Origin of the sequence: Gilliamella sp. wkB18, from assembly GCF_001690875.1 — a bacterium.
Lineage (GTDB): Bacteria > Pseudomonadota > Gammaproteobacteria > Enterobacterales > Orbaceae > Gilliamella > Gilliamella apicola_A.
Genome location: NZ_LZHM01000086.1, coordinates 1 through 19,897, shown reverse-complemented (window position 1 = coordinate 19,897; position 19,897 = coordinate 1). Strand labels below are relative to the sequence as shown.

23 protein-coding genes, 1 tRNA gene and 1 CRISPR repeat array are annotated in these 19,897 nt (G+C 34.2%); of the genes, 14 read left to right on the top strand and 10 right to left on the bottom strand.

From position 1 onward, the window contains the following. From A9G48_RS11825 to A9G48_RS09295, 9 genes are all read left to right on the top strand, one after another. Window positions 1–190: hypothetical protein (locus A9G48_RS11825; RefSeq protein ID WP_218057774.1), on the top strand; the 190-nt coding region annotated here is incomplete at its 5' end. Continuing rightward, the gene (locus A9G48_RS09330) at window positions 180–503 is read left to right on the top strand and encodes a hypothetical protein (protein WP_065576114.1); all 324 of its coding nucleotides are present in this window, start codon (window positions 180–182) and stop codon (window positions 501–503) included. The genes A9G48_RS11825 and A9G48_RS09330, both read left to right, overlap by 11 nt. Next, window positions 496–999, top strand: coding sequence for a single-stranded DNA-binding protein (ssb, locus tag A9G48_RS09325; protein ID WP_065576113.1), 504 nt, complete (start codon window positions 496–498; stop codon window positions 997–999). The genes A9G48_RS09330 and ssb overlap by 8 nt, the downstream gene beginning before the upstream one ends. 259 nt (window positions 1,000–1,258) lie before the next feature. Further along, entirely contained in the window at window positions 1,259–1,468 is a 210-nt protein-coding gene (locus A9G48_RS09320; protein ID WP_065575506.1) for a hypothetical protein, read from the top strand. Between the two features lie 2 nt (window positions 1,469–1,470). Next, a complete protein-coding gene (locus tag A9G48_RS09315; RefSeq protein WP_065576112.1) occupies window positions 1,471–2,160 on the top strand; it encodes a phage antirepressor KilAC domain-containing protein in 690 nt (229 codons plus the stop codon). Between the two features lie 130 nt (window positions 2,161–2,290). Then, window positions 2,291–2,566 (top strand): hypothetical protein, encoded by a 276-nt coding sequence (locus A9G48_RS09310; RefSeq protein WP_065609673.1) that lies wholly within the window; start codon window positions 2,291–2,293, stop codon window positions 2,564–2,566. 2 nt (window positions 2,567–2,568) lie between these two features. Continuing rightward, window positions 2,569–2,847, top strand: a complete 279-nt coding sequence (locus A9G48_RS09305; protein ID WP_065576111.1) for a DUF3850 domain-containing protein — start codon at window positions 2,569–2,571, stop codon at window positions 2,845–2,847. Then, complete coding sequence (locus A9G48_RS09300; RefSeq protein WP_065576110.1) at window positions 2,840–3,043, top strand: hypothetical protein; 204 nt, start codon at window positions 2,840–2,842, stop codon at window positions 3,041–3,043. Before A9G48_RS09305 ends, A9G48_RS09300 begins: the two co-directional genes overlap by 8 nt. A 69-nt stretch (window positions 3,044–3,112) precedes the next feature. Beyond that, the gene (locus A9G48_RS09295; protein WP_065568999.1) at window positions 3,113–3,328 is read left to right on the top strand and encodes a helix-turn-helix transcriptional regulator; all 216 of its coding nucleotides are present in this window, start codon (window positions 3,113–3,115) and stop codon (window positions 3,326–3,328) included. On the opposite strand, the gene A9G48_RS09290 is transcribed toward A9G48_RS09295, so the two are convergent. Continuing rightward, complete coding sequence (locus A9G48_RS09290) at window positions 3,317–4,507, bottom strand: tyrosine-type recombinase/integrase (protein ID WP_218057871.1); 1,191 nt, start codon at window positions 4,505–4,507, stop codon at window positions 3,317–3,319. The genes A9G48_RS09295 and A9G48_RS09290 overlap by 12 nt on opposite strands. A gap of 147 nt (window positions 4,508–4,654) precedes the next feature. After that, window positions 4,655–4,726, bottom strand: a tRNA-Arg gene (locus A9G48_RS09285). A gap of 126 nt (window positions 4,727–4,852) precedes the next feature. On the opposite strand from A9G48_RS09285, the gene A9G48_RS09280 reads away from it, so the two are divergent. Then, a complete protein-coding gene (locus tag A9G48_RS09280) occupies window positions 4,853–5,611 on the top strand; it encodes an MlaA family lipoprotein (RefSeq protein ID WP_034945126.1) in 759 nt (252 codons plus the stop codon). Window positions 5,612–5,662: 51 nt separating this feature from the next. Here the strand turns inward: A9G48_RS09280 and A9G48_RS09275 are convergent, their stop codons facing one another. Both A9G48_RS09275 and A9G48_RS09270 read right to left on the bottom strand, forming a co-directional pair. After that, window positions 5,663–6,466: a TIGR03915 family putative DNA repair protein gene (locus A9G48_RS09275; protein WP_034945122.1), complete on the bottom strand. Its 804-nt coding sequence runs from the start codon at window positions 6,464–6,466 to the stop codon at window positions 5,663–5,665. A 1-nt stretch (window position 6,467) separates the two neighbouring features. After that, a complete protein-coding gene (locus A9G48_RS09270) occupies window positions 6,468–7,733 on the bottom strand; it encodes a putative DNA modification/repair radical SAM protein (RefSeq protein ID WP_034945119.1) in 1,266 nt (421 codons plus the stop codon). A gap of 259 nt (window positions 7,734–7,992) precedes the next feature. Between A9G48_RS09270 and fabB the strand changes: the two genes are divergently transcribed. Together fabB and asnA are read left to right on the top strand one after the other, a co-directional pair. Then, on the top strand, window positions 7,993–9,204 hold the full coding sequence (fabB, locus tag A9G48_RS09265) for a beta-ketoacyl-ACP synthase I (RefSeq protein WP_034945116.1): 1,212 nt from the start codon (window positions 7,993–7,995) through the stop codon (window positions 9,202–9,204). A 678-nt stretch (window positions 9,205–9,882) separates the two neighbouring features. Then, entirely contained in the window at window positions 9,883–10,875 is a 993-nt protein-coding gene (gene asnA / locus A9G48_RS09260; RefSeq protein WP_034945112.1) for an aspartate--ammonia ligase, read from the top strand. 444 nt (window positions 10,876–11,319) lie between these two features. Here the strand turns inward: asnA and A9G48_RS09255 are convergent, their stop codons facing one another. From A9G48_RS09255 to A9G48_RS09245, 3 genes are all read right to left on the bottom strand, one after another. Next, complete coding sequence (locus A9G48_RS09255) at window positions 11,320–11,583, bottom strand: SemiSWEET family transporter (RefSeq protein ID WP_034945109.1); 264 nt, start codon at window positions 11,581–11,583, stop codon at window positions 11,320–11,322. Window positions 11,584–11,851: 268 nt separating this feature from the next. Beyond that, window positions 11,852–13,072 carry an MFS transporter gene (locus A9G48_RS09250; RefSeq protein WP_065568730.1) on the bottom strand — a complete coding sequence of 407 codons (1,221 nt, stop codon included), beginning with the start codon at window positions 13,070–13,072 and terminating at the stop codon, window positions 11,852–11,854. 32 nt (window positions 13,073–13,104) lie between these two features. Beyond that, window positions 13,105–14,505, bottom strand: coding sequence for an aminotransferase-like domain-containing protein (locus A9G48_RS09245; protein ID WP_065576109.1), 1,401 nt, complete (start codon window positions 14,503–14,505; stop codon window positions 13,105–13,107). Between the two features lie 291 nt (window positions 14,506–14,796). On the opposite strand from A9G48_RS09245, the gene pdxS reads away from it, so the two are divergent. Further along, a complete protein-coding gene (gene pdxS, locus A9G48_RS09240) occupies window positions 14,797–15,684 on the top strand; it encodes a pyridoxal 5'-phosphate synthase lyase subunit PdxS (protein ID WP_065576108.1) in 888 nt (295 codons plus the stop codon). Further along, a complete protein-coding gene (gene pdxT, locus A9G48_RS09235) occupies window positions 15,684–16,277 on the top strand; it encodes a pyridoxal 5'-phosphate synthase glutaminase subunit PdxT (protein WP_051825140.1) in 594 nt (197 codons plus the stop codon). Before pdxS ends, pdxT begins: the two co-directional genes overlap by 1 nt. Window positions 16,278–16,350: 73 nt before the next feature. Continuing rightward, a CRISPR array of direct repeats spans window positions 16,351–16,991; the repeat unit is 30 nt; unit sequence CGGTTTATCCCTGTGTATACAGGGAACACA. A 539-nt stretch (window positions 16,992–17,530) separates the two neighbouring features. Here pdxT and A9G48_RS09230 read toward each other — a convergent pair. The 3 genes from A9G48_RS09230 to A9G48_RS11235 form a co-directional block, all read right to left on the bottom strand. Beyond that, the gene (locus A9G48_RS09230; RefSeq protein ID WP_065576107.1) at window positions 17,531–17,926 is read right to left on the bottom strand and encodes a hypothetical protein; all 396 of its coding nucleotides are present in this window, start codon (window positions 17,924–17,926) and stop codon (window positions 17,531–17,533) included. A gap of 38 nt (window positions 17,927–17,964) precedes the next feature. Then, on the bottom strand, window positions 17,965–18,702 hold the full coding sequence (locus tag A9G48_RS09225; RefSeq protein ID WP_133459393.1) for a hypothetical protein: 738 nt from the start codon (window positions 18,700–18,702) through the stop codon (window positions 17,965–17,967). A gap of 11 nt (window positions 18,703–18,713) precedes the next feature. After that, window positions 18,714–19,897 (bottom strand): glycoside hydrolase family 19 protein (locus A9G48_RS11235; protein ID WP_218057869.1); only part of this gene is annotated, 1,184 nt, incomplete at its 5' end.

The following is a 19,897-nucleotide window of genomic DNA, read 5'->3' as shown; positions in this document are numbered from 1 at the left end:
AATTGCAAAAATAACTGAAAATAGTGTTTATTGTGACAATACGAGAATTAATAAAAAGAGCTATTTATTACATTCGAGTTTGAACAACGCTACGCAAGCAGTGAATTTTAGATTAAAGATGCAAATTGAAAAAATACAGCAACAAATTGTTGAGAATTTAAAACAACTGGAGAACGAGCATGACAAATAAAACGATTAATGATTTTGAAAAAGAAATTTTAAGAAAAATTGATAATAATGAATGGTTAACAGAATGCGAGGTTAAGCGTTTAATACGTGACTGTTACGCTGTTGATTCTATAGATGTTCGAAGCGGTGACTGGACAGTATATAAACAGGAAATTATTAAGCTTGGATGTCGTACGTTTAGAGTTAATTGGGAGCGGGGGTTAACAGAGTGTCAAGATGACTTGTTTGAATCTCAAATACCCGTCGAAGTTAAACAAATAACAAAAATGGTTGAAATAGCAGAATGGGTAGAATTGGAGCAAAAAAATGGCTAGAGGAATAAATAAAGTCATTTTAGTGGGTAATTTAGGTCAAGATCCAGAAGTTCGCTATATGCCAAATGGTAATGCTGTCGCTAATTTGAGTATAGCGACATCAGAAACATGGAAAGATAAGCAAACTGGCGAGCAAAAAGATCGCACTGAGTGGCATAGAGTTGTTATTTTCGGTAAATTAGCCGAAATTGCGGGCGAATACTTAAAAAAAGGCACTCAAGTGTATATTGAAGGGCAATTACAAACTCGCAAATGGCAAGATCAAACCGGCAATGATCGTTACACTACTGAAGTTGTTATCAATCCAATTGGAGGTACATTGCAAATTTTAGGTTCTCGCAATAACAGCGATAGCGTGCAAAGCGCTACTAATCAGCAAACGTCAAAACAAACTGAAAAAACAGCACAATCTGAGCCACCAATGGATTTTGATGACGATATCCCGTTCGCCAAAATCGGACTGCAATATCCAAGACACACTATTAACTCAATATAAGCATTTTATTTATCTGTGTTGACATTAATTTCATCGGGTTGTATAGTTGTAATCACTACAACATACGCGGACTTCCGCACCCGAAAGCTAGCGGTTTTTTTATGCCTATTTTTAGGTATTTGATCATGTCTATGATCGGGTCGAGAGGACGTAATACAATACTCGAAAGAGGAATAAGTCCCGCCGTCGTATGCGGTAGTTGAAGCCCGATCACCTACTAAGTGATCAAATAACTAAACATACGAAAAGGTATAAAATCATGTCAACTCAAAAAAACATAAGCATATCGCTAGATACAGTCAATAATCTTCAAGCATTAACAGCCAAGGCACTAGCTGTAATACAACTCTTATCTACTGATGGACAAAGCATTGAAGGCTTTGAAAGTCGTCACGTTTTTATTATGGATGCTATCTGGCTTGTAAATGACTTGGTGGACTCTATCAAAAATGAATTGAGAGGCATTTAATTATGAATCAATTAATTAATTTACAAAACAAAGTATTAACAATGTCTAGCCGTGAGATAGCGGAACTCACAAATAAAGAGCATAGAAATGTAAAACGCGATATTAAAAATATGTTAGAGCAACTTAATATTAGTGTGCTCAGTTTTGAGCAGACCTACAAAGATGTTCAAAATAAACAACAAGTAGAGTATTTATTACCTAAAAAATACATTGAATGTTTACTCACTGGCTACAGCATTCCGTTAAGAATGAAAGTTATTGATCGTATGCACGAGTTAGAAGAAATTGTTAATCAACAACCATTAAAGTTACCAACTAGCAAAGAGCTTGCACTAATGGTTATTCAAGCCGAGGAAGAAAAAGAAAAACTACAACTTGAAGTTGATTACCTAAAACCTAAAGCAGAATTTCATGATATGGCTGTAGATATTCACGGTGCTGTATCTGTTGGGCAAGCGGCAAAAACGTTAGGGACTGGGCGCAATAGATTATTACAATTGATGCGACAAAGAAAATGGATAAATCGCCGCAATGAACCGTACCAAGATAAGATAGAACAGGGATTATTGGATGTAAAACTTTCAAATTGGGAGCACCCAGAAAAAGGCATTCAAGATGTCATAACAACTCTTGTAACAGGTAAGGGAATTACAAAATTAACTAAAATGTTAAGCACTAAACTTGTAGCCTAACTGATATACGTAAACAAAGGGCTTAATGCCCTTTTTAATCCACAAAATCTGTTAATAACTCATTTAACAACCACCCTATTCTATTAATTTATTACAACTATCTGCGCTGATTATTTTGCGTAGATATTTTATGGGAATAATTATGCAAATTGATGAATCCGTATTTAACCACGGCAAAATCGAATTTCAACATATCGACTATGGTTATGTTTTCTTGTTTGATAACGAGCTTTATATGAAGATTGAATTAGACCCGATTATTCTGTCGTTTGTTTTCAAATGCTCATCTAAAGGTGTACACGAAATAACTAACGGATGCGCAATCAATCTTATTAGCGGTCAAGGAGAAGTGTTTGCTGATAACTGTATGGTCGAACCAGTAAAAGCTGTAATTAAGAGGAAATAATCATGACTACACACGAACTAAAAATTAAATCAGAGTATTTTATGGACGTTGCTCAATGTCAGAAAAAAGCCGAAATACGTTTCAACGACCGTAATTACAAAGTCGGTGATATTCTAGTTTTAAATGAAATTGACCAGAGCGGTAATCGTACAGGTCGTAAATGTAGCGTTATCATCTCTCACATTTTAGATGATGCAGAGTATTTGAGAGATGGATATGTGATGTTGAGTATCGGAGTAATGTCTAGGTTTGTATTGCAGAATAAGGAATATTATGACTAAACAATTAAAAAAGATTCTTATAAATCACAATGGTTTCGCATATGTAAAAAGTGGTGAAGATACGTTAATTATCAGTTGCGCTTTAATTAGTAAAGAAAGCGACGGCTATTTTGTGCCTGCTATGCATTCGAATGATTTTGTAGAGTGGGCTATGAATTTAGATGATGTGACTGAAATTATAACATTGCTTTATTAGTAGAGGCAAACATGACTAACTACACTAAAGCACAGCGAGAGATATGAGAAGAAATTATAGGAGTAAATAATGTTAAATAATCTAACAATTGAAGATCCGCGCTACAGCAAAGCGCAAGTTTGCTCATATTTGGGCGAGCTAGATCAAACGACACTAGACAAATGGGTGGCAAAGGAAAAATTCCCAAAGCCCGATTTGTATTTAGGTAGACACCCACGCTGGAAATTGTCTACCATTAATGCGTATCTCGCCCAAAAAGAACAAGAATATCAATCATGCGGTTAGGTTATCTATATAGTCCGCATACCACTGCATCATCTCACGACGCCCCTCCAAATATTGTGCGTGGTTGTAAATACCTCGCACACTGCCCTCCTCATGATTTAACTGTTTTTCTATCCAATCTCGATTAAAACCATGCTCGTTTAACACACTAGAAAATTGATGTCTAAATCCGTGCCCAGTTGCACGATTAGCAAATCCCAATCGTTTTATTAAGCCCAAAATAGCACCGTTAGACATGTGTTTTAAACTGCTATTTCTACCAGGAAAAACATATTCTCCCCGTCCTGTAATTGGTTGTAAAAATTTCAGAATAGTAATAGCTTGATTAGATAACGGAACCACGTGAACCCTTGATTTTTTCATGGATTCTTTTGGTAGTATTATGTATTTTTTATCTAGGTCTACATACTCCCATTTGCAACTCAATAATTCCATAGTCCTGACAGCAGTTAATATTAATAATTCTGTAGCATAACGAACTAAAATATTACCCGAATACGATCGTAACGCTCTCATAAATTCACGCATATCATCCTCCATTAAAAACGCATAATTTTCTGGCGTATGTGTGATCATGGCTTTAGCTAATTCACGTGCAGGATTGTTTTCCGCTCTCTCTGTAATAATTGCATATTGAAAAACTTCGGTACATCGTTGGCGCATTTTTTTTGCAATCTCCAATGCGCCTCTATTTTCTATTTGTTTTAAACAGTTTAACATTTCTAGAGGCTTGATTTGCGCAATATCCATATCGCCAACGAACGGGAATATATCTCTTTCAAAATACCGAATAATCATTTCTCTGGTATTGATAGACCAATTCCGTTTTTTTGTATCAAACCATTCAAGGGTTATTTTTTTAAAAGTATTTCCTTGCGCGATATTAGCAAGTAAAGTTTTTCTTTTTCGCTCAACAGCAGGATCTTTGCCGTAAGCAAGCATCTGCCGAGCTAATTCTTTTTCGTTGCGTGCATCAGATAAACTAATATACGGATACTTACCGATCGTTAGCGTTTTTCTTTTGCCGTTGAACTGATAATCATAGCGCCAAGATTTAGTTCCTGTAGGTGTGATGTATAGATATAGGCTTTCAAAGTCTGGCAACTTGTACGGTTTTTCTTTTGGTTTTGCTGATTCAATGGCTTTTACAGTTAGCATAATTACGGTATTTTTGGTCACGGTATTAAAATATACCGTAAATATACCGTTTAAATGTTTGCGTTGTCAATCGTTTAGAATCGTGTTTAGTCGTATCGAAATACCTTAAAACACTGTTAAAATAAGGCTTAAATCGTAGAATGTCGTTTTTAATCTTGTTTGCGATTTCGACCCCAGCAGGAATCGAACCTGCAACTAGCCCTTAGGAGGGGCTTGTTATATCCATTTAACTATGAGGTCATAAGATTGCTTATTTTAATAAATTTAAAATAACAATGCCAATTAAATAACGAAAAATTTTGCATTTTGAGTAAACATGATACAATTACTTAAACTTAGACCTCATTATTTTTAATTGAAGATACTATGAAAAAAAGAATAATTGGTATTATGTTTTCTATAATGGCTCTCACTAGCTGTGCTTCTTATGAACCAGAAACGAACACATATAGTGATCCTCTATCTGGGTTCAATAAAGTCATGTTTAATGTCAACTATTATGCACTTGATCCGTATATTTTACGTCCAGCAGCCGTTGTTTGGAAAGATTATGTTCCAACACCATTGCGTAAAGGTGTAGTTAATTTTTCTTCTAACCTTTCTGAACCCGCTTCAATGGTCAATAGTTTATTACAGGGTGAAACTCAACAAGCTGGTAAACATTTTGCACGATTCTTTCTAAATACAGTCTTTGGACTTGCCGGATTGTTTGATGTCGCAAGCATTGCAGATCCTCAATTACAAAAAGGTAATAGGCATTCTTTCGGTGACGTACTAGGGCATTACAAAGTTCCTTATGGACCATACGCTGTTTTACCATTTTATGGTTCAGCAACGTTAAGAGATGAAGGAGGTAGTATGATCGATACTCTTTACCCTCCGTTAGTTTGGCTTGATTGGCAATGGGCATTAGTACGAGGTGTCTTTGATGGAATAGAAGCACGAGCTGTTGCCATTGAATTTGAAGATCTGATTAAAAATAGTGATGATCCATATAATTTTATGCGTAATGCCTACTTCCAACGTCATGATTTTATTGTATCTGGTGGCAAAGTGGATGAAGGAAAACAGCAACAACGCCAAGAGTCCATTAATAGTTTTATCAACGATATTGATTCAGAATGACCTGTGATAGTAATAATCGTAAAAAAAACCGACTAATAATTGACGGTTTTTTTATTTGCCTTTCATTTCAGGTAAATAATGCCAAAATCGCTTCGGCATTTGTCGGCGTTGTAATTTAGGATTTTCTCTTTCTTTAATTGTTAATGCATTACAATAGCGAAGCCACATATTTTGAAAAAGTGTTTCATTAGGCGATAAATATTTTTGCCTAACTTGACCATTAACAATAAGATCATCTGGATCAGCAAGGGATATTTTTTCAATGCTTTCTAAATTATAAAAATATCCATACTGTCTTTTTTCATCATAAATTGCCCATTGCTGATCAGCAAAACGATCTTTAAAAAAATTCACTACTAAAGGTAATGCATTATAAACAGGAGCGACAACAGAAAAATAAATTTTGTCAGGTTGATTATTACCAGAATATTTAATGGGATTTTCAATAGTTGTAAAACGAACAAATTGCATCAAATAGTGCCTTTCCCTACTCACTTTTTTTGCTATATCTCGCACAAAAAGTACATCAGGATCGGCAAAATCTGTTTCAATTGAGTGCTCAGCCTTAAAAACTTTACAAATATAACGGAAAATAATTAAATCACTTTCGGGCAATTCCGATAACCAAACATAAATTAGCTGATTAAGGGAAGTAGTGCTTATTTTTTTTTCCAACGCTGTTTGCACACGCTCAAATTTACTATTGCGAAATTCGACAAAATGAGACTCAGTAACTAAAAGTGGCTCAACTTGCCCTTCTGTTAATAAACATTCTGGCATTTTTTTTAATTTAAAAGCATCAAAAACAGCACAAAGCAGTCCTTCAAAACTTTTATCATAATAAAATGCTAACATATCACCATCCCATCACTAACTGAGTAGGTACATTAGTTGATTTATCTTCAAGCAAAGAGGGTTCCTGTAAAGATAGCCGAATATATTCAGCCGATGAATCTAATAATTTAAATTTTTTCATTTCGTGGCAAATAATAAAAAATTGTGCACGTTTAAGTACTACACCAATACGTTTCAAAGCATCAAGAGTTAATTTACGATGTCTTCTTGCCATAACAATTAATTTAGCTGATTTAACGCCAATTCCTGGTACACGCAGGATCTTTTGATAACTATCGCGATTAATATCGACAGGAAAAAACTGCGGATTACGTATAGCCCAAGAAAGTTTAGGATCAACGGCTAAATCAAGGTTAGGATATTTATCATTAACAATTTCATCGACATCAAAAGCGTAAAAACGCAATAACCAATCTGCTTGATATAATCGGTTTTCACGTACTCTTGGAACTTCTTTCACAACAGGCAACCTTTTATCATAACTATTTACAGGAATAAATCCCGAATAATAAACCCGCTTCATGCTAGGCCGTTTGTAAAGTTTAGCAGTTAATTGCAAAATCTGTTTATCCGATTCATCAGTTGCACCGATAATAACTTGAGTACTTTGCCCTGCAGGCACAAATTTAGGGGTTGATCGAATTTTTTTGCGATCTTCGATATTTTCTAACAAATTTTGATGAATTTGACGCATAGGTTGGTATATGCTTTGGTGATCTTTATCTGGTGCTAATAATTTGAGATTTTGCTCAGTTGGAATTTCTAAATTAACACTCATCCTATCAACTAATAAACCAGCTTGATTAATTAACTCGTTACTTGCGCCTGGAATCGCTTTCATATGTATATAACCATTAAAGCCATGCTCATTACGCAAAATCTTTACCACTCGAATCATTCTTTCCATGGTATGATCTGGACTTCTCACAATTCCGGAACTAATAAATAAGCCTTCAATATAATTGCGGCGATAAAATTCGATAGTTAAGTCAGCCAGTTCTTTAGTCGTAAATCCAGCTCTAGGAATATCGTTACTTTGTCGATTAATGCAATAAGCACAATCAAACATACAATAATTAGTCAGCATAACTTTTAATAATGAAACGCATCTTCCATCAGCAGTAAAAGTATGGCAGATACCACAATGACGTGCATTACCTATACCTTTATTTCGATTGCTTCGGGAAGATCCACTTGAAGCGCAAGAAATGTCATATTTTGCCGATTCGGCTAATATTTCTAGTTTAGCTATTATTTTTTCATTCATTTTGGATCTACCAATACTGTGTATTTATACAGTATACTATGATGTTATTCTTTTCTGCAAGCAAATAATAGAAGTGAAGTCAGTTAAAAGCATGACTAGCTAAAAACTATAAAATATTAATAACGCTCTTTAATTAAACGATCAATATATTATTCAATTGGTAAAATAAAAAGATTATTAAGGTATTGTTCAGCTTACAAGTGTACGCTATAATTACCAAGGTCTTTATAAAGCATTTAATTTAGGAGCTGAACATTAAATGAAACGCGTTGTTATTACAGGGTTAGGTATTCTTTCAAGCATTGGGAATAATACTAAAGAAGTTTTAGAATCATTAAAAGTAGGTCGCAGTGGAATTACTTTTTCACAAGAAATGAAAGATAGCGGAATGCGTAGCCATGTATGCGGAAATGTCAAATTAGATACTACAGGTTTAATTGATCGCAAAGTAGTTCGCTTTATGAATGATGCTTCTATCTATGGCTATCTGGCATTACAACAAGCGATCGAAGATGCTAAATTAACCCCAGAACAAATCTCTAATCCACGTACAGGTTTAATTGCTGGTTATGGCGGTTCAACCAAAACTCAATACAATGTCGTTGCTGGAATGAAAGAAAAAGGATTACGTGGAGTTGGTCCTTATGCTGTAACAAAATCAATGTCATCGGCAATTTCGGCTTGTTTAGCGACTCCATTTAAAATCAAAGGTATTAGCTACTCAATGACATCAGCTTGTGCAACTTCGGTACATTGTATCGGTCACGCAGCAGAGCTAATTCAACTTGGCAAGCAAGATATTGTATTTGCAGGTGGTGGGGAAGAATTATGCTGGGAAATGTCTTGCGAATTTGACGCCATGGGTGCTTTATCAACAAAATATAACGACACTCCAGAAAAAGCGTCACGTGCTTATGATGCAAATCGTGATGGTTTTGTTATCGCTGGTGGTGCTGGTATGGTTGTTGTTGAAGAACTAGAACATGCTCTTGCACGAGGTGCTCATATTTATGGTGAACTAGTTGGTTATGGAGCAACATCAGACGGTCATGATATGGTTGCTCCATCGGGCGAAGGTGCAATGCGCTGTATGCAACTTGCCATTCAAGATTTAGATGTACCTGTTGATTATATAAACACCCACGGCACATCAACTCCAGTTGGTGATGTAAAAGAATTATGGGCAATCAAACAAGTATTTGGTGATAACATTCCTGCTATTTCATCAACAAAATCAATGACTGGCCACTCATTAAGTGCAACTGGTGCGCAAGAACTTATCTATTCATTATTAATGTTAGAACATGGCTTTATTGCACCAAGTATCAATATTGATGAGCTTGATGAAGTTGCAATTGGAATGAACATTATTACTGAACCTACTGAACGAGAGCTAACAACAGTCATGTCAAATAGCTTTGGCTTTGGTGGTACAAATGCATCCATTGTCATGAAAAAATACAAAGCTTAATAAGCTATTGCGATTTTATCAACAAATAAAAAACCGTTCTTATTGAACGGTTTTTTATTATAGGTCATTAAAATAAATTTACACAAATGATTGAGTTTTTAAAATAGAAAAAATTAGATTTCGTTTCGTGAAATCAAAATTTGATGACTACTCAATAAGATATGGTTCAATTGATACAAAAATGTAGCAATATCATTATTTAGCACTATAGCAGCTTTTAATATTAGACATATTATTACTTATTTTAATCGCAATGAAATGATTCTAATTGGTTTAACTGCATTAGGAAATGCTAACACACATTATTACTCAAATATCAATGAATAATATTTAAAATTTAAGAAAAGTTGGGCAAAAAGTAAAAGTTGAATTTATCCTTAATAATAAAAAATTGACATTTAAAGTGCCCAATTTTGTTGCTATGGTAAAACTCAAATTTAACCAATATTATTACTACCTATACAAACAAAAATTAATCTAAAAAAATATCACAGTTTAATTATGTTATACGATAAATAATCCCTAATATGATTCAATATTAAAGCAAAATAATTTTAGCTTACCTTGGGCTTTGTCGATCAAAAAAACTCCATATAAGCACTGATTGTTCTAACTTGCATATTTTTGTTTTCTAGTTTAATTTAGAAGTACTAATTAATGAATAATTAAAGAGTGGACATGACGACATCATTTATAGATCAGCAACAGCGCATAAGTTTTATAAAACAATTTTTTGCTAAGCAATTAGCAGAAAATTTATCACTTATTGAAGTACAAGCTCCTATATTAAGTCTAGTTGGTGATGGCATCCAAGACAATTTAGCCGGAACGGAAAAAGCAGTAAAAGTCAAAGTCAAAGCTATTCCTAATGCTCAATTCGAAGTTATTCATTCTCTTGCCAAATGGAAACGTAAAGTTTTAAGTGATCACCATTTTCAAGTTGGCCAAGGTTTATACACAGATATGAAAGCGTTAAGACCTGATGAAGATCAACTTACACCAATACATTCTGTCTATGTTGATCAATGGGATTGGGAAAAAGTAATACGGCCTGAAGATCGTACATTGGCCTATTTAAAACAAACTGTTGAAAAAATTTATTCAGCTATCAAAACCACTGAAAAAACAGTATCTGAAAGGTATCATTCATCACAATTTTTACCTGAATCCATTACATTTATGGAGAGTGAGCAACTGTTAAAACGTTATCCTAACCTTTCGCCGAAAGAACGAGAGAATGCAATCACCAAAGAATTAGGAGCCGTTTTTTTAATTGGAATTGGTGGTAAATTATCTAATAATGAAAGGCACGATGTCAGGGCTCCTGATTATGATGATTGGAGTTCCGATAACGAAATGGGTTCTAAAGGCTTAAACGGTGATATTTTGGTTTGGAATCCTGCATTAAATAGTGCATTTGAGATTTCATCAATGGGCATCCGTGTTAATCCAGAAGCCTTAAAACGTCAATTAAAAATTACTAATGACGAATCACGATTAAAATATACTTGGCACAAAGCTTTAATCAATGGTGATCTACTGCAAACGATTGGGGGAGGAATTGGGCAATCTCGTTTGGTTATGTTACTTTTGCAGCAAAAACATATAGGTCAAGTGCAAGCAAGTGTTTGGAACAAATCAACACATCAAAATTATACTAACTTATTATAAATATGTATATTTACTTCTCCTACCTTAAGCTAAGGCGGGAGAATGCTGCATTTTAACTATTTGAATTTTTTCATCTCTACTTAAAACCATATTGAACTAATTTTATGCGCCATTTAAGCAAATCTATATTACACAATACTGAGTTGTTTCAAATATCATTACAGATGATAATTCCCACTGTATTTAACTTCATAAATTATTCACTTTACTATTTGATAAGTATTTAACAAACCTGTTGATAACTCAATATTACTTTCACTATCAATAAGTTAATAACGAGGTCAAATAATGAGCTTCCATCAAAGCAATCTTATTCTTTAGAAAAAATCAAGTATTAAATTGATAAAAAATAACTAAAGTAAATAATTAAAAATATTTAAAACAAAATCAAAAGCGAATAAAGTAGGAAAAAGATTACCATTTTAATTTTAAACAATTCGACAACTATAAAGCCGTAATAAAAGCCATTAAACCAAAAATAACCCCTGGAAAATTAGCTATTGCAATTGGCCAATCCTTTTTTTCTCGTAAAAGACCATAACTCACCCACAATGCACAATTAATAGCGGCCGCCAGCGGCTGAGTCGGATTTGATTTAATGCCATGTAAATTATCTATTATTTGCGGAATATAAGAAAAATACATGCCTAAAGAAGCAATAGTTGCAATAATACCCAAATAATGAAAAGCCCTTGCGGAAAGATGCAAAATTACCTCCTGATTAAAAAACCGAATCGATGGATTGAACTACAAGCACGAGTAACATTTATTATCAGTAACCTGAGCGATAAAAAAATAAATATTTATAACCTACCTTACTTATAATACGTCAAGAAAATGATTTGATAAACAGCCTCATCAATGACGTATTTTAAATCATCACTTCATATATTAAGCAACTCAATCAATATAAAGCGATTCATTGATAAAAGTATAAGTTTTACTAAATTGATACAACAACCAATTTATAAAGTAATCATCTTAATTGAAGTTGTTTGGTTTCTTTACCAAATGCAACTATCGAAATTATTGCAATTAAAACAGATAAACTGAAAAATGTGAAAATCGTACTAATTGAATATTTATTATTCATCAATACTCCCACCATTAATGGACCTAATATTCCTCCGACTCGTCCTACTGCTGCTGCCATACCAGAGCCCGTTGCACGAATGTTTGTTGTATATTGCTCTGGCGTGTAAGCATACATTGCTCCCCAAGCACCAAGATTAAAAAAGGACAATAATGCACCATATAATAATAATTGATTAGCTGATTCAGCCATACCAAACAGGTAAGCACTAACTAATGTTCCAAATAAATACATCACCAACACCCATTTACGCCCTACTCGCTCAATTAACCAAGCAACACTAAAATAACCAGGTAATTGAGCAATGGTCATAAATAGAATATATTCAAAACTCTTTACCATATCAAAACCTTTTATCATCATGACACTTGGTAACCATAAAAACATACCATAATAAGAAAAGACCACGCAAAACCAAACAATCCATAACATTAATGTTTGCCAACGAAATTCTTTCGATAACAGTGTCTTAATTTTTTTGATTACCGACTCTTTTTTTGAATCAGAATTTAACTGTCTATAAGATGGCGAATCAGGCAGGTTAGATCGTAAATACAACGCATAAAAAGCAGGAATCGCACATAAAATCATGGCACCACGCCAACCAACAACAGAAATGGGAATAATAAAGTATGCAATCAATGCTGCAAAAATCCAACCTATTGCCCAAAAGCTTTCAAGCAGTACAACAATTTTACCTCTCACTTTTGGCTCCACAATTTCACTTACCAAAGTAGAAGCGACAGGCAACTCACCACCTAACCCCATTCCAATAAAAAACCGTAAAATAAGCAAGCTACCAAGCCCCCAAGCAAAAGCGCTTAAACCACTTGCAATACTAAACATAAATAAGGTGAAAATGAGAGCAGCTTTACGACCTTTTTTATCAGCATAAATACCAAAAACAAAAGCACCAATTGCCATACCAATAGAATTAACACTACCAATCCATCCTAGTTGAGCTGGTGTAAGTCCCCAGTCTTGCTTTAATGCTGCTAATATAAAGGATAATAATCCTACATCCATAGCATCAAAAAGCCAACCTGTACCAGCTAGCCATAAAATTCTATTAAACGATAATGAAGATTTTTTAAAACTTTGCATAGTGAAAGCAGAATAACAAAATAGGTAAAGTATCAAATCAAATTCTGATCAAAATGTCCATAGCTTAATCTCACCTTACCAAGGTTATCACCAAAATCTGTACCTTGTGACACAATAATACCTTGTGATAATAACTGATTAAGTATTACTAACTCTTGAACAGCGGTATCTACGGGTAAAGATACGTATAAGTGAAAGCCACCTAATGGGGGGTGATAACTCACTTTGCCAACAAAACGATTATCAAGCCAATGCATTAACTGATTAGCTTTGACCTGTAATTGATTACGTAGCCACTGCTGATGTGTCCTATAATGGCTTTGTAAATATTCCTGTGCTAACAATTGTGGTAAAATGCTTAAACCTGAATCAATATGTTGACGAATCTTAGCTAAATTTTCAATAATTTCACGCGGTGCAACCATCCATCCTATTCGAATATTTCGTCCAATATATTTAGACAATGACCCTAAATAGATCACTTGATTGTAGCAATCAAATTTTTTGATTGGTAACGTGGTCAAATTATCATTAAATGCTAAACTACTGTAAGCATCATCCTCAACTATCCCTATACATTGAGATCGGCAAAAAGCAAGTACTGCTCTTTTCCTTATATCGCTCATAACAAATCCCATAGGGTTTTGAAAAATCGGGTTAAGAAAAATCCATTTAATTTTGTGTTGTTCCACTAATTTTTTTAAACTTTCAAGGATGATCCCTTCTTTATCACATTCAATGCCATATAAACGTAATCCAGCTGCCTGAAACAAAGGGAGTGAATAAAAATAAGAAGGTGATTCAATTCCTATCGCATCGCCAGGTTTTAATAAACCTTGAGTAATAAGAAATAAAGATTGTTGCGTGCCTGAAGTAATTAAAATCTGGTTAACATCCAACTGCATGGCAAATTGGATTTGCATATAGCGAGCAATTTGCAGTTTAAGAGAAGGCAACCCTAGTTGAAGATCATCGCTGTCTTTTTCGTACATTATCAACTCATTTAATGAAATATCAGGTAACAGCAATTTAGGAATCATTGCAGTTGGTAAGTCACCATTGGCCAAATCACAAATCCTTTTTTGCTGTTTGCGAATTTGTTCAGCTTTTTGATGATAAAATGATTTTTTATTTTGATAAAAGTGGGCAGGAAAATGCCAATTAATTGACGAATAAGCCTGTACTCCCCATTTTTGGTTATTAATATAAGTGCCACTACCTTGGCGGCGAATTAATACACCACGCTCAGTTAAAATATCCAATGCATGTACAACAGTCGAGCGATTTACCTGTAATTTTTTAGCCAGTTCACGTTCTGAAAGTAACCGCTCACCAATAATCAAAATACCTTGCTCGATATAATATTCGATCAAATGAATTATTTTTTTAAAAAGAGGTCCTTCAAATTGGGTTAATTTTTGTTTTTGCCACATTATTTTCTCTTTTATTAAAGAATTACAGTTAAATTTTGAATATTTTAGACCTATTTAAATCTATCATTATTGATATTCCCAAACTAAAATGGCTTATTGAAGCTTGATAGTTGGGCTACCTCTTTAACATCAATAAATCTAAACATTTTCTCTATGTTATAACACTAAATACAGCGCATTAAAAATCCCAAATTGGATGGCTTTATTATAATCCAATTGGCCGTTTCTTCTAGCCCTATACTCTTGAATAATACATAGCAAAACAAAACCAACTTTAATCAGGAGTATAAAATGAATCAAATTACAGGAACACAGACCGTTAAACGTGGTATGGCACAAATGCAAAAAGGCGGCGTAATTATGGATGTTGTTAATGCTGAACAAGCTAAAATTGCCGAACAAGCTGGTGCAGTTGCGGTAATGGCTTTAAAGCGAGTACCGTCAGATATTCGAGCTGCTGGCGGTGTCGCTCGAATGGCAGATCCTACTATTGTTGAACAAGTCATGAATGCTGTTAGCATACCTGTTATGGCTAAAGCACGTATTGGCCACATTGTTGAAGCACGTATTTTAGAATCAATGGGGGTTGATTATATTGACGAAAGCGAAGTACTAACCCCAGCCGATGAACAGTACCATCTTCTAAAAGATGAATTTACCGTGCCTTTTGTTTGTGGTTGTCGTGATTTAGGTGAAGCACTACGTCGAATTGGTGAAGGAACATCAATGTTACGTACCAAAGGCGAACCAGGAACAGGGAATATTGTTGAAGCTGTTCGCCATATGCGTAAAGTAAATGAGCAAATCCGTTTGGTCACAGGAAAATCAAAAGATGAGCTAATGACTTTTGCTAAAGAAATTGGCGCACCTTATGAGCTTGTATTACAAGTAAAACAACTAGGTAAGTTACCCGTTGTCAATTTTGCCGCTGGCGGCGTTGCTACCCCCGCCGATGCGGCACTTATGATGCAACTGGGTGCCGATGGTGTTTTTGTGGGTTCAGGCATTTTTAAATCTCAAAATCCAGAAAAGTTTGCCAAAGCCATTGTACAAGCTACTACTTATTTTGATGATTATCCACGATTAGCTGAATTATCAAAAGGATTAGGCGAAGCCATGAAAGGCATTGAAATCAGCACACTTACTCAATCAGAAAAAATGCAAGATCGAGGTTGGTAATGGCAAAATCATCCAAACTAAGCAAAGTTAAATACATTGGTGTGCTCAACTTACAAGGAGCGGTTAGTGAGCATATTTCAATGCTAAATAGTATCGATAATGTACAAGCAACACTCGTTCAGAAACCCGAACAATTAGCTAATTTAGATGGCTTAATTATTCCCGGCGGAGAGTCAACCACTATTAGTCGCTTAATAAAACAAAATGGATTAATAGAGCCAATAAAACAATTAGCTAAACAAGGTAAAGGAGTTTTAGGTACTTGTGCAGGGCTTGTGCTTTGCGGTAAAACCACAACACATAATGAAGTAGAACAGCTTGGCTTAATCGATATTAGTGTTGAGCGCAATGGCTTTGGGCGACAAATTAACAGCTTTGAAACACTTTTAAATATTGAACTAATCGGTCAACAAATTCCTGCTGTTTTTATACGGGCACCGTATATTATAAAAGCAAGTAAACAAGTCAAACAACTTGCTTTCGTTAATGATCATTGTGTAATGGCACAACAAGATAATATCTTGGTTTGTTCATTTCACCCTGAGTTAACGGTAGATAACCGCATTATGAGATATTTTATAGATAGGTATTAAGAATTTTATGGATTGAGAAACCCTGTGTATACAGGGAACACCAGCAGAGCTGTATAAATCGCAGTTAGACAAACGGTTTATCCCTGTGTATACAGGGAACACAATGCGGTATTTTTTCCACGTCTTTAGCTGTGCGGTTTATCCCTGTGTATACAGGGAACACAGTAATAAGACTGCTGCTGAGAATCAAAGGGAAGGTTTATCCCTGTGTATACAGGGAACACTCATCCACCAGTAAAATGGCAAAGTTTGTTTGCGGTTTATCCCTGTGTATACAGGGAACACCTTATTTAGAGTTGATAATGACGCTAACATACCGGTTTATCCCTGTGTATACAGGGAACACATTTTCCGAATTTAGAAAATCAACTTGGCGTACGGTTTATCCCTGTGTATACAGGGAACACAATGTAGCCGTCTATTAAAATGCCGTGCTTATCGGTTTATCCCTGTGTATACAGGGAACACACCGCCCGAAACAGACCATGAGTGAGTGACCTCGGTTTATCCCTGTGTATACAGGGAACACTTGCGCATCAAATACATAACCAAAATTAGCACCCGGTTTATCCCTGTGTATACAGGGAACACACAGGTTCACCGCTACGCTGTATTGCTAGCAGCGGTTTATCCCTGTGTATACAGGGAACACACTAATTGAATACGGTTTAGTCGCTCAGCTCGCGGTTTATCCCTGTGTATACAGGGAACACTCTAATTGTAGCTATCTGTTTTATTTACAGTTATAGCGACCAACAAATTCTACCAGATTTTTTAAATTTTTAAAGATTTTTAACTTATTGATTTTTAATAAGTCGTAAGTAGGCTTTTTCCAATTTCTATCGTTCTACCAAGAAATACCAATTTTTAATTTAAATTCAAAAAGATATAAATATTCGAATGTACCTAAACAAAAAATATTATCTTTTACTCTCGTATTAGCGTGAGCTTTGCCCTACTGATTGATGGTATATTTTTTACACCAGCTCACTATCATACAAGGTTTATTATCCACTGAATTACTATCGATTGTTTAATACAGAATAACGGTTTAATGCGTTGCACTTTTTGCAGAGTAAAGTCTCGCTGATAAGGCTGGGTGATGCCAAATTTATCTAATCTCGCTTCGATAAGTGCCTTTTTGTTGTTTCTATTCTTCAAATAGCCCGTCAAAAGCTTTCTTTGCAATGTCTAACATTTTTGCACGGTGTGCCATATTGTTAAACTCTTTTGCCTTATTGGGATAATAGGGATTAATTTGTTTTTAATCCACTAACACTATAAGTAAAATTTTCTTCAGTTTTTAGTGATAAGCCAACTTCTTGTCTAATTTGAGCAAAAAAATGACTTAATCTGAGAGGTGTATCAAGTCTATATTTGTTCATATGAACGTTAATATCATTTACTATGAATTGTAATAAATCTAGCCGATTATTTGATACATAAGTGAAAATTTGCTTTAACATATCAACTGTTATACAAAATTTCGGTTTGAAATTAAATAATGCTACCGGATGAATAAACCACGCCCTACCATCAGCGCTAAGCGTGGCAGGTGTGGTATTGGTTGTCTCGCCATTTTCTGAAGGCGTGTCTTTGGGTTGACTCAGTTTAGATAAGCCTTTAGCGACATCATCCCACCATAACATTTTTTGATTTGTTCAGATATTATTCTTACATAGTCAAATTAATGTGCTTGTAAAGCCGAAGAATGAACCCATTTAACAATTAACTTCTGGGTTTTAGTTAAATATCGAATTTGATAAAAATCGTCTCGGTACTGTAATAATTCTACCTTGTCATCTTCAATTAAATACATTTTAGTTTTTGAGTTTTCCAAAGCATCATCATATAAATAAGCCTTTTTAATAGCTATCTTTTTAATTATTGGTTTTCTATCAAGAAGATTATGCTCATTTGTCACCAATAAATAATTTAAATTTTTATTATAAATTTTACGCTGCACCATATCACAACCAATACATTGATCTTCTAATATTATTTGATAATATTTCTCCTTTTCTTTATAAAGTTTTTCATACCACTTTCCTCCATCAAGAAAACGATTAATTAATTGATCATTGGTTTTCTTATAATCACATAACTGAGAACCATCGCTTAAAATTTGTTTCTCTTTAGCTTGAATAATATGATTTTTTATTTCATAAAGCGAATAACACTTATTTGGTGTAGAATTATATTTTAATGTCATCAATAAATAATTTTGACCAAAAAATTTGTCAATTGATAAGATTGACTCATCAATTTCATCATTCAACTCAATGGGTACTTTAATATGTTGACAATCAGAACTATTATCAAAACAATGATAAATTGATTGTTTTATTTTATTAAACTCTATACTTCCATATGAATGTGTCGCTAGGAAATAAAAAAATAACATTGATATTTTTAATAATTTCATGTTTTTAATCATTACTCTAATTCCCATTCTTCTTTTATTTTATTAAAAATTCTAATTCTATGCTCCAAACCGTTTCTACCGCCATTTACAGCCTTCGTTACCAATGTCACATTATCTTTTTCATTATCAATAAGTATATTAATATCTCCATTAGCATTATATTTTTTATATATACCTCCATTAAAACGCCAGAACCAACAAGATACATCAATTGAGTATTTCATATTTTGTGCTATTAAATCTGGATTTGCTACAAAATCAACACCTTCGTACTTGGAAAATTTAATATAATTATTCTTCCAAGTAAGTTGTATCAAACCTCTACCCTTGTATTTAGGTCCATCCCCTTTTTTTGTATTTCCATTTTTAATAGCATCTTTATGGACATCTGGCTCATAGTTAATTTCTGAGGAAAACTCCAATGTTGATTCAAATCCTGCTGATTCATGAAAACATTGTGCTAAAAAATGAGCTTTTTGATATGGAGTTGTAATATTAAATTTTTTCAATGAGCTATTTAATAGCGATACAAAAAGAGTTTTATCAATCTGATAAATATCTGGATAATTTAGAATAAAGTTTTCTTCAAAGGTTTTTCCTCCACCTTTTCCATTAAACCACTTCCCAGTTTTGTTCATCACTTTTTCAAGAAAGTCTGTAGTTATTTGATATTTTTTATTAACAATACTTATAATTTGAACAGGATGAATAAACCATGCTTTTCCATCAGCACTAAGTGTGGCAGGTGGGGTGGTTTTAGCATTTTCTGGTTGTGTGCCATTTGTTTGATTTAGCTTCGCTAAGCCTTTAGCGACATCATCCCACCATAACATTTTCTTGATTTTCTCTTTGGTTTTTTCCCAAACCATGACTTGTTGTTCTAATTTCTGCACTTGTGCATAAATTTTAATTTGTTCTTGGTTCAGCTTCTGCTTTGGATTACTTTTGTAGTCTTTTGGAAACGTTTCAATTTTTCTTCTTAGCGCTTCAATCCCCTTTTTTACTGACTGTTGTTTGCTTGTTTCTAGCGTGTTGATATAAGCATCAAGTTTTGCTTCATTTCCTTCATTTAAATAATCCAATACATTGCTGGCATTTTCTGTCATTTCACTATTTAACGCTTCCCATTTTGGCAATTTGTCTTCTGAATCAAGCTTGCCATACCATTCACTTTCATAATGGATTAACATGCGAC